General features: G+C 75.1%; 7 protein-coding genes. All 7 read left to right on the forward strand.

Going from position 1 to position 9,070, the window contains the following annotated elements; translation table 11 throughout:
* Window positions 1-45: 45 nt before the first annotated feature.
* The 7 genes from FS882_RS18965 to FS882_RS18995 all read left to right on the forward strand — a co-directional run bounded on the left by FS882_RS18965 (window position 46) and on the right by FS882_RS18995 (window position 8,948).
* Window positions 46-1,557 (forward strand): MFS transporter, encoded by a 1,512-nt coding sequence (locus tag FS882_RS18965; protein WP_158375506.1) that lies wholly within the window; start codon window positions 46-48, stop codon window positions 1,555-1,557.
* Between the two features lie 47 nt (window positions 1,558-1,604).
* Window positions 1,605-2,636 (forward strand): heat-inducible transcriptional repressor HrcA, encoded by a 1,032-nt coding sequence (hrcA, locus tag FS882_RS18970; RefSeq protein WP_158375508.1) that lies wholly within the window; start codon window positions 1,605-1,607, stop codon window positions 2,634-2,636.
* Between the two features lie 97 nt (window positions 2,637-2,733).
* Complete coding sequence (dnaJ, locus tag FS882_RS18975) at window positions 2,734-3,867, forward strand: molecular chaperone DnaJ (RefSeq protein WP_158375510.1); 1,134 nt, start codon at window positions 2,734-2,736, stop codon at window positions 3,865-3,867.
* Between the two features lies 1 nt (window position 3,868).
* Window positions 3,869-4,636, forward strand: a complete 768-nt coding sequence (locus tag FS882_RS18980) for a 16S rRNA (uracil(1498)-N(3))-methyltransferase (RefSeq protein WP_158375512.1) — start codon at window positions 3,869-3,871, stop codon at window positions 4,634-4,636.
* A gap of 105 nt (window positions 4,637-4,741) precedes the next feature.
* Window positions 4,742-7,453: a sodium-translocating pyrophosphatase gene (locus FS882_RS18985; RefSeq protein ID WP_262348412.1), complete on the forward strand. Its 2,712-nt coding sequence runs from the start codon at window positions 4,742-4,744 to the stop codon at window positions 7,451-7,453.
* On the forward strand, window positions 7,450-8,526 hold the full coding sequence (locus tag FS882_RS18990) for a glycosyltransferase family 1 protein (RefSeq protein ID WP_262348413.1): 1,077 nt from the start codon (window positions 7,450-7,452) through the stop codon (window positions 8,524-8,526). The genes FS882_RS18985 and FS882_RS18990 overlap by 4 nt, the downstream gene beginning before the upstream one ends.
* A 47-nt stretch (window positions 8,527-8,573) precedes the next feature.
* Window positions 8,574-8,948 carry a hypothetical protein gene (locus FS882_RS18995; protein WP_187365381.1) on the forward strand — a complete coding sequence of 125 codons (375 nt, stop codon included), beginning with the start codon at window positions 8,574-8,576 and terminating at the stop codon, window positions 8,946-8,948.
* The last annotated feature ends 122 nt before the right edge of the window (window positions 8,949-9,070 follow it).

Consider the following 9,070-nt stretch of genomic DNA (forward strand, 5'->3'; position numbering starts at 1 on the left):
GGCAGCCTAGGTGCCGACCCGCGGCCCGCGTGGTACGACACGACGGTGACGTCGAGCCCCGCGCAGCACCCGCCCGCCGGCCGCCGGGAGGCCCCCGGCGAGCGCCCCGCCCCCGACCCGCACCGCTGGCGCGCCCTCGGCGTCTGCCTGGCCATCGGGTTCATCACGATGCTCGACGTGTCGATCGTCAACGTCGCCCTGCCCTCGATCGAGCGCAGCCTGCACGCCGGGGCGAGCCAGCTCCAGCTCATCGTCGCGGGTTACACGCTGGCGTTCGGCCTGGTGCTGGTGCCTGCGGGCCGGCTCGGCGACGCCCGCGGCCGCCGCGGCCTGTTCCTGATCGGCCTGACCGGCTTCGCCCTCACCAGCCTCGGCGCCGGCCTGGCGCCGTCGGACGAGCTGCTGGCTGTCGCGCGGCTGCTCCAGGGGATGAGCGCCGGCCTGCTGAACCCGCAGGTGGTCGGGACGATCCAGCAGCTGTTCTCCGGGTACGAGCGCGGGAAGGCCTTCGGGTACTTCGGCGCGACCATCGGGGTGTCGACCGCGCTGGGCCCGCTGCTCGGCGGTCTGATCATCCAGGCGTTCGGCGCCGAGGAGGGCTGGCGCTGGGTGTTCTTCGTGAACGTGCCGGTGATCGCGGTCGTGCTGCCGTTCGCGGTGAGGTTCCTCCCGCGCGGCACGGTCGGGGCACCGAGCGGCACCCTCGGCCCGCGCGGCCGGCCGCGGCTGGACGGCGTCGGCCTGGCGGGCGTCGCGCTGACCGCCGCCGCGGTGATGGTGCCGTTCGTCACGACGACGGGGGAGGGCGGCGACGACCCGGCCCGCTGGTGGTGGCTCGCCGTCGCGGCCGTCCTCGGCGTCGCCACCGTGCTGTGGGAGCGCCGGTACCAGCGCCGCACGGGCGCCGCCGTGCTGGACCCGCGGGTGCTCGGCGAGCCGGCGTTCCGGAACGGTGCGCTGCTCGGCATCGCGTACTTCGGCGGGTTCACGTCGGTGTTCCTGGTGGCGACGCTGTACCTGCAGCAGGTCGCGGGCTTCACCCCGCTGCAGGCCGGTCTGGTCAACATGCCGTTCGCGATCGCCTCGGCGGTGTCGGCGCAGCGCTCGGGCCGGCTGGTCGCCACCCGCGGGCGCGCGCTGGTGGTCGTCGGCCTGGTGCTCGTGGTGACCGGCCTGATCGGCACCGACCTCGCGATCCGGCTCGTCGACCCGCCCGCCGTCGGGTTCGTGATGGCGGCGACCCAGATGGTCGCGGGCGCCGGCAGCGGCCTGGTCATCGCGCCGAACCAGACGCTGACGCTCGCGCAGGTGCCGGTCGAGCGGGCCGGGGTGGCGGGCAGCATGCTCCAGGTGGGTCAGCGGGTCGGCTCGGCGCTCGGCGTCGCGGTGGCCCTGTCGACGTACTACTCGGCCCTGGCCTCGGGCGTCGACGGCAGCGCGGCGGCCGGGCGCGCGCTGCTGCTCACCGTGTCGCTGGTCGCCGTCGCCCTCGTGGTCGGCCTGCTCGATCTGCGGGCCCGGCGGCGGGACGCGGCGGCCGCGCCGGCGGACGCGTAGAATTGGCACTCGGTTCGAGCGAGTGCCAGGAGGTCAGGGAGGTGGCGATGAGCGAGGACCGCAGGCTGGACGTGCTGCGGGCGATCGTGGAGGACTACGTCGCCACCCGTGAGCCCGTGGGCTCCCGCGCGCTGGTCGAGCGGCACGCCCTGGGGGTGTCGCCCGCGACCATCCGCAACGACATGGCGGCCCTGGAGGACGCCGGGCTCATCGTGCAGCCGCACACCTCGGCCGGCCGGGTGCCGACCGACAAGGGCTACCGGATGTTCGTCGACCGGCTGGCGACCATCAAGCCGCTGTCCGCCCCCGAGCGCCGCGCGATCGAGACGTTCCTGGAGGACGCCGCCGACCTGGACGACGTGGTCGACCGCTCCGTGCGGCTGCTCGCGCAGCTCACGCACCAGGTCGCCGTCGTGCAGTACCCGTCGCTGCGCCGCACGGCGCTGCGGCACGTGGAGCTGGTGCCGATCGGCGACCGGCACCTGCTGGTCGTCATCATCACCGACCACGGCCGCGTCGAGCAGCGCACCATCGAGGTCCCGGACGCCCTGGACGTCGGCACGGTGGCGCGGCTCCGCGTCCGGCTGAACACCGCGGCGGCGGGCCGCCGGCTCGCCGAGCTCGGCACCGCGCTGTCCGACCTGGCCGACGACTTCGCCCCCGCCGACGGCCCGCTCGTGCGCGGCGTGGTGGACGTGGTGGAGGACACGCTGGCCCAGGAGAGCGAGGAGCGCGTCGTGCTGGCGGGCACCGCGAACCTGGTCCGCGGCGGCGGCGCGGACTTCGCCCGCACGATCAGCCCGGTCCTGGAGGCGCTGGAGGAGCAGGTCGTCCTGCTGCGCCTGCTGGGCGAGATGGCCGAGGACGAGGCCGCGGTGTCGGTCCGGATCGGCCGCGAGACCCAGCACGAGGGGCTGGTGGAGACGAGCTTCGTGACCACCGGGTACGGCGGACCCGACGGCGGCGGGACCGCCGTCGCCCGGATCGGCTCCGTCGGCCCGCTCCGCATGGACTACCCCGGGACCATCGCGTCCGTGCGCGCCGTCGCCCGGTACCTGTCCCGGATCCTGGCCGGATGACCGGCCGCCGGGCACCGTCGCGGTCCCGCGCACGTTCGACAAGAGCAACCGACCCCGCGCACGCGCGCGCGGCCCGCACACGCACAGGAAGTGACGAGTGAGCGACTACTACGAGGTGCTCGGCGTCGAGCGTGACGCCACGCCCGAGCAGATCAAGAAGGCCTACCGCCGGCTCGCGCGCGAGCTGCACCCGGACGTCGCGGGCGCGGAGGCGGGCTCGGAGGACCGGTTCAAGGACGTGTCGCGCGCGTACGAGGTGCTGTCCAACCCCGAGAAGCGGCGCATGTACGACATGGGCGCCGACCCGTCGGCCCCCGGCGGCGGCATGGGCGGCCAGGGCGGCTTCGGCTTCCAGGACATCTTCGAGACGTTCTTCGGCGCCGCCGCCGGCGCGGGCGCGCAGCGCGGGCCCATCCCGCGGGCCCGCCGCGGCCAGGACGCGCTGCTGCGCCTCGACATCGACCTCGCCGAGGCGACGTTCGGCACGCACCGCGAGGTCCCGGTCGAGACGGCCGTGGTCTGCCCGACCTGCGACGGCTCCTGCTGCCGCCCGGGCACCTCGCCGCGCACCTGCGACGTCTGCGGCGGCCGCGGCACCGTGCAGCGGGTGGCCCGGTCGTTCCTCGGCCAGGTCATGACCTCCCAGCCGTGCGCCGCGTGCCACGGGTTCGGCACCGTCATCCCCGAGCCGTGCACCGAGTGCGCCGGCGAGGGCCGGGTCCGCTCGCGCCGCACGCTCGAGGTCGACGTCCCGGCGGGCGTGGACACCGGCACCCGGATCAAACTCACCGCGCAGGGCGAGGTCGGCCCCGCCGGCGGCCCCGCGGGCGACATCTACCTCGAGGTGCGGGAGCGCAAGCACGACACGTTCCTGCGCGAGGGCGACGACCTGCACTGCACGCTCGAGGTCCCGATGACCGCGGCCGCCCTGGGCACCGTGCTCACGCTGGACACGCTCGACGGCCCGCAGGAGGTCGACCTGCGCCCGGGCACCCAGCCCGCGCAGGTCGTCACGCTGCGCGGCCTGGGCGTCGGCCACCTGCACGCCGGCGGCCGCGGCGACCTGCACGTGCACGTCGACGTCAAGGTCCCGACCGCGCTGGACGACGAGCAGTCCGAGCTGCTCCGCCGGCTCGCCGGCCTGCGCGGCGAGGAGCGCCCCGAGGCGCGGCTGTCGGCCTCCGGCGGCGGCGTGTTCTCGAAGCTGCGCGACAAGCTCGCCGGGCGCTGAGGTGACGGCACCGGTCTTCCTGGCGGAGCCGGGCGACCTCGACGCGCTGGACGTCGGCGGCCGCTACCTGCTCGCGGGCGCCGAGGGGCGGCACGCGGGCGTCGTGCAGCGCCGGGCGCCGGGGGAGCGGGTCGACGTCGTCGACGGGGCCGGCACCCGGCTGGTCGGCGAGGTCGAGGCGGCGGGGCCCGAGGGGGTGCACCTGCGCGTGCAGGCGGTCGTCGTCGAGCCCGCGCCCGCGCCGCGGCTGCTGCTCGTCCAGGCGCTCGCCAAGGGCGACCGCGACGAGCTCGCGATCGAGGCGGCCACTGAGGTCGGCGTCGACTGCGTCGTGCCGTGGCAGGCCGAGCGGTCGATCGTCGTCTGGCGCGGCGACCGCGCGGCCAAGAGCCGGGCCCGCTGGCTGGGCACGGTCCGCACCGCGGCCAAGCAGGCGCGGCGGGCGCACGTGCCCGCTGTCGACGTGGCGCTGGCGACCGCGGCGCTGGTCCGCCGGGCGCGCGAGGTGGTCGAGGCCGGCGGCGCGGTGCTCGTGCTGCACGAGGAGGCGACCACGCCGCTCGCGGCGGCGGCGCTGCCCGCGGCCGGGGTCGCGGCCGACGTGCTGGTCGTCGTCGGGCCCGAGGGCGGGATCGCGGAGCGCGAGCTCGCCGACCTGGTCGACGCCGGGGCGCAGCCGGTGCTGCTGGGGCCGCACGTGCTGCGGACCTCGACCGCCGGGCCGGTGGCGCTCGCCCTGCTCGCGCAGCGGCTGGGGCGGTGGGGCTGACGCCGGTGGGTACCGCCCGTCTGGGCCGTACGTCTCATCCGGACGGGTCGCGCCGGTCCTAGCGTCGAGGGTGACAGCGAAGGCGCTCTCACCAGGGACCCGACCGTGAACACTGACGTCCGGACCGGCACCACCCCCTCGCGCGCACCGGCGGCCCCGGCGCGCCCGGCCCCGGCCCACCGGCCCCCGGTCGGCCACCGGCGCCGACGGCGGGGTGCGGGGCTCGCCCTCGCCGGCGCGACGCTGCTCGGGTCCGCGCTCGCGGGCTGCGCACCCGGCTCCGCCTCCGCCGACGGCGGCGGGGTGCACGGCGGCGAGGCGAGCCTCGAGCTGCCGGACCTGGGCGCCGTGACCGTGCTCGGCTCCGTCTCGGGCCGGCTGCTGCTCGGCCTCGGGCTGCTCGTGTGCGTGCTGGGCCTCGCGTTCGGCGTCGCCACCTACGTGCAGCTGCGGCGGCTGCCGGTGCACGCCGCGATGCGGGAGATCTCCGAGCTCATCTACTCGACCTGCCGCACGTACCTCACGCAGCAGGGTCGGTTCCTGGTCCTGCTGTGGGTGTTCATCGCCGCGGTGATCGTCGTCTACTACCGCGCGCTGGTCGGGTTCGGGTGGGGGCGGGTCGCGATGATCATCGCGTTCAGCCTGCTCGGCATGGCCGGGTCGTACGCGGTCGCGTGGTTCGGCATCCGGGTCAACACGCTCGCGAACTCCCGTACGGCGTTCGCGTCGCTGGCCGGCCGGCCGCTGCCCGTGCACCGCATCCCGATGCAGTCGGGCATGTCGATCGGCATGGTGCTGATCAGCCTCGAGCTGCTCATGATGCTGGTCATCCTGCTGTTCCTGCCCGCCGACGTGGCGGGCGCGTGCTTCATCGGGTTCGCGGTGGGGGAGTCGCTCGGCGCCTCGGCCCTGCGGATCGCCGGCGGCATCTTCACGAAGATCGCCGACATCGGGTCCGACCTGATGAAGATCACGTTCAAGATCAAGGAGGACGACGCCCGGAACCCCGGCGTGATCGCCGACTGCACCGGTGACAACGCGGGCGACTCGGTGGGCCCGAGCGCCGACGGCTTCGAGACCTACGGCGTCACCGGCGTCGCGCTCGTGACGTTCGTGCTGCTCGCCGTCGACGACCCGCTGATGCAGGCGACCCTGCTGGTCTGGCTGTTCGTGGTGCGGGCGGTCATGGTCATCGCCTCGGCGGTGTCCTACCTGGCCAACGACGCGTGGACCCGCCGCCGGTACGCCGCCGCGGAGCGGATGGACTTCGAGAAGCCGCTGACGTCGCTGGTCTGGCTCACCTCCGTCGTGAGCATCGCGCTGACCTACCTGACCACCTGGGCGGTCCTCGGGCACCTGGACGGCGTCGGCGGGCTGTGGTGGAAGGTCGCGACGATCATCTCCTGCGGCACGCTCGCCGGGGCGCTCATCCCCGAGCTGGTCAAGGTGTTCACCTCCACCAACAGCCGGCACGTGCGCGAGGTCGTCACGTCCTCGCGCGAGGGCGGGCCGTCGCTCAACATCCTGTCGGGTCTGGTGGCCGGCAACATCTCGGCCTACTGGCTCGGCATGACGGTCGTCGCCCTGATGGGCGGGGCGTTCCTCATCAGCGAGCAGGGGCTCGACCAGATCATGCTCGCCCCCGCGGTGTTCGCGTTCGGGCTGGTGGCGTTCGGGTTCCTCGGGATGGGGCCGGTCACGATCGCCGTCGACTCCTACGGCCCGGTGACCGACAACGCGCAGAGCGTCTACGAGCTGTCGCTCGTCGAGGAGCTGCCCGGCGCCGCCGAGCAGATCGAGGCCGAGCACGGGTTCGCGCCGCGCTGGGAGCCGGCCAAGCGGATGCTGGAGGAGAACGACGGGGCGGGCAACACGTTCAAGGCCACCGCGAAGCCGGTGCTGATCGGCACGGCCGTCGTCGGGGCGACCACGATGATCTTCTCGATCATCATGGCGCTGACCGAGGGCCTGACCACCGGGCTCGACAGCCTGTCGCTGCTGCACCCGCCGTTCCTGCTCGGCCTCATCACCGGCGGCGCGATGATCTTCTGGTTCACCGGCGCGTCCATCCAGGCCGTCACCACCGGCGCCTACCGCGCGGTGGAGTTCATCAAGGCGAACATCCGCCTGGACGGCGGTGAGCGGGCCAGCGAGGCGGACTCCCGCCGGGTGGTCGAGATCTGCACCCAATACGCCCAGAAGGGCATGCTGACGATGTTCCTGGCGATCTTCTTCGCCACGCTCGCGTTCGCGTTCGTCGAGCCGTTCTTCTTCATCGGCTACCTGGTGTCGATCGCGGTGTTCGGGCTGTACCAGGCGATCTTCATGGCGAACGCCGGCGGCGCGTGGGACAACGCGAAGAAGATCGTCGAGGTCGACCTGCACGCCAAGGGCACCGCGCTGCACGACGCGACGATCGTCGGCGACACGGTGGGCGACCCGTACAAGGACACGTCCTCGGTCGCGCTGAACCCGGTCATCAAGTTCACGACCCTGTTCGGGCTGCTCGCCGTCGAGCTGGCGGTGAGCCTGACCGGCGACGGGCGCGGGACGCTGGTGCACGTCCTCGCCGCGGTCTTCTTCGTGGCGTCGGCCGTGTTCGTGTACCGGTCGTTCTACGGGATGCGGATCGGCGGGGCACCGGCCGGGGAGCACGAGCCCGCCGAGCCCGCGGAGCCGGTCGAGCCCGGGGTGCCGGCGGCCGACGGGGCCGGCGGCGCGGCCGACCGCGGCGCGGCCGACCGCGGCGGGCTGCTGCCCCGGCAGGGCGCGGCGGCCGAGGACGACGGCACGCTGGTCGACGCTGAGGGGCGGTGACGGCCGTGCGGGTCGCGATCAAGCACGACGACGTCCTGGTCGACGCCGAGGGCCGGGTCGCCGGGCACGACGCGGGCGCCACGCTCGTCCGCCGGCTGCTGCGGGTCTTCCCCGGCTCGGTGCTGATCGGGGCCGGCCCGCGGCGCTGCGACGGGTTCGACCTGCTGCCGCTGGGGTTCGTCGACGGCACCGGCACCGTGGTCATCACCATGGACGTGCTCGACTCGGTGCAGGTCTGGCAGACGCTGCGCGCGGGCGGGTGCGCGGAGCCGCGGGTGATGAACTTCGTCTGGTGGGACGCCACCCGCTACCCGCACGACGTCGAGCGGGCGGCGCTCGCGCTGTCGTGCGCGCTGTTCCCGACGTTCGCCAACTCGGCGCGCACCGCCTCCGAGATCCGCGAGCTCGTCGCCCGGCTCACGGTGCCCGCGCTGGGGGAGCGGGCCCGCACCGGGTGGGTCAACCTCGGGTTCCGGGTCGACCACGTGCGACCCCGGCACGAGCCCGAGGTCCCGGTCGTGCTGTACCCCGCGATCTACGTCTCCGAGCGCAAGCAGCCGCGGCTGTTCCTCGAGGTCGTCGACCGGGTGCAGCGGCGCACCCCGATCCGGGTCGAGGCGCGGCTGCACGAGTCGCACCTGGTGTCCGATACCGCGATGCGGATGTCCGAGCGGTCGTGGTGCTGGGTCGGCCCGCTGACCGCGACCCGCGACTCGTACTGGGAGGCGCTGAGCCGGACCACGGCGTTCCTCGCGACCGCCACCGAGGAGTCCTACGGCCTGGAGTACGTCGAGGCGCTCGCGGCCGGCGCGGTCGGGGTGTTCCCGGACCTGCCGTGGGCGCGCGCGCTGCTGCCCGCCGGGTACCCGTACCTGTACCGCACGCCGGACGAGGCCGCCGAGCAGCTCGAGCTCGCGGTCACCCGGCCCGCCGCCTGCCGGCGGGAGCTCGACGCGGTCGCGGGCGGGTCGTTCGTGCGCTGGCTGTCGGCGCACCACGACGACGACGCCTTCGACCGGACCGTGGTGGACCGGGTCCGGGACTGGTTCGGGGAGGTGCCGGCCGGGGCTTGACCCGCGGACCGGATCGGCGGGAGGCTGGCGGCCCGCACCGCAGGGGGATGAGCCGAGGGGGACTCATGGGACGGGTGGTCGCCGTGGTGGCCGGCGCGGCCGTGCTGGCGCTCCAGATCTGGCTGACGCTGTACGCGCAGGTCGTGCTGGCCTACGAGGCCGCGGTCCTGGTCGTGCTGCTGCTCGGCCTCGGGCTGCGCGGCTGGGCGCGCTCGCGGCGCCGCGGGCAGCGCGCCGACGCGGCCCGGTGGCCCGACGCCCACGGGATCCCGGTGCCACAGCCGACGATGCTGGTCGGCGGGCCGGTGCTGCCGCCCGTCGACGCCGGGACTGGCGCGCCGCCCGTGCCGACGCAGGTGGAGGACCGGGGCGACCCGCTGGACGAGCTGCTGCGGCGCCGGCGCCCGCGCCCCGTCGGCTGAGCCCCCGCCGCGGGCGCGCCCGCTCGCGCGCGCCCGCGCCCGCCCGTCCGCCCGCGCCCGCCCGTCCGCCCGCGCCCGCCCGTCCGCCCGCGCCCGCCCGTCCGCCCGCGCCCGCCCGCACC

The organism is Cellulosimicrobium cellulans, assembly GCF_007679345.1.
Taxonomy (GTDB): domain Bacteria; phylum Actinomycetota; class Actinomycetes; order Actinomycetales; family Cellulomonadaceae; genus Cellulomonas; species Cellulomonas cellulans_A.